The sequence below is a fragment of the Methylobacterium sp. WL103 genome, from assembly GCF_008039885.1.
Lineage (GTDB): Bacteria > Pseudomonadota > Alphaproteobacteria > Rhizobiales > Beijerinckiaceae > Methylobacterium > Methylobacterium cerastii.
In genome coordinates this window covers 1-1,145 of sequence record NZ_VRUX01000935.1, presented here as the reverse complement: position 1 = coordinate 1,145, position 1,145 = coordinate 1, and the positions used below count along the sequence as shown (strand labels likewise).

Sequence of the window (1,145 nt, the reverse complement as noted above, 5' to 3'; positions counted from 1 at the left end):
GTGGCGGCGCCCGCGCCACGCCGCTTCACCCCGAGCGTGGTGGAGGGCGGGCGCGCCAAGGCGGTGCCGCCTCGGCCGACGACGCAGATGGTCGATGACAGCGGTCGCTCCGTGTCGATCCCGGTGATGGGCCGGATCGCCGCCGGAACTCCGATCTCGGCGATCCAGAACCAGAGCCACGCGATCACCATGTCGCCGGACTTCCTCGCCGGCGGCGAGCACTACGCACTGGAGGTCCGCGGCGATTCGATGGTCGAGGCCGGCATCCTCGACGGCGACCTCGTGGTGATCCGCAAGCAGGACACCGCCAACACCGGCGACATCATCGTCGCGCTGATCGACGATGAGGAGGCGACGCTGAAGCGCCTGCGGCGGCGCGGCTCGTCGATCGCACTGGAAGCGGCCAACCCCGCCTACGAAACCCGCGTGCTCGGGCCGGATCGCGTCCAGATCCAGGGGCGGTTGGTCAGCCTCGTCCGCCGTTACTGAACCGTCTCCGCCGGCATCTCGGCGTCGGGGCCGTCCGCGGCCGGGTCGTCGGGCGCCGGTTCGGTCCGCGGATTCGGCGGCGCCATGCCCTGGAAAGGTACGTACTTCGGCTTGATCTCGCCGGGTAAAGGCGATTCTGGCGCCGGCTGGTCGGCTGGCTTGGCCGGCACGCGGGCTTGGGCCGGTCGCCACGGCAGCGTCCGCCCCGGCTCGCGGGTCCGACTCACCGTGAAGCCGTCCGGCTGCAGGCGGATCGCCACCGCGCCGTGGGCGGCGAGGTAGGCGCGATCGATGACGAGGGCTGCGGCGCAGCCGGGCGGCGCGGAGAGCGGCGTGATCAACACCGCGGCGTTGGCGCAATCCTGGGCGAAGCCGCGGCGGTCCTTCAGGAGCGCCACCGCGCGGCCATCGGCGAGCCGTAGGACGCAACCGATCCGGTCACACGTAGCGCCCCCGGTCGCCTGCGCGCCGGTCCGGCCGTCGCCGTCGGCCTTCAGCCATTGCTCCAGCACGAAGTTCGACGGCTTGCCGAGGGCGACGAGGCTGCCGTCGATCCGGCGCACCGCGGCACCGCTGCCCTGGCGATCGACGTAGATTTCGAAGCGTGCCGGCGCCGTCGCGAGGCCGAGCCCCAGCAGCGCCGGCGGCAGGGCGAG

At 72.8% G+C, this 1,145-nt stretch carries 1 protein-coding gene and 1 pseudogene; one reads left to right on the top strand and one right to left on the bottom strand.

What is annotated here, in order from left to right; genetic code table 11:
* A partial coding sequence (gene lexA, locus FV222_RS26850) for a transcriptional repressor LexA (RefSeq protein WP_147816172.1) occupies positions 1 to 489 on the top strand: 489 nt, incomplete at its 5' end.
* Here lexA and FV222_RS30230 read toward each other — a convergent pair.
* Positions 483 to 1,145 (bottom strand): annotated as a pseudogene (locus FV222_RS30230) (competence protein ComEC); the annotation flags it as partial. The gene lexA and the pseudogene FV222_RS30230 sit on opposite strands and share 7 nt — an antisense overlap.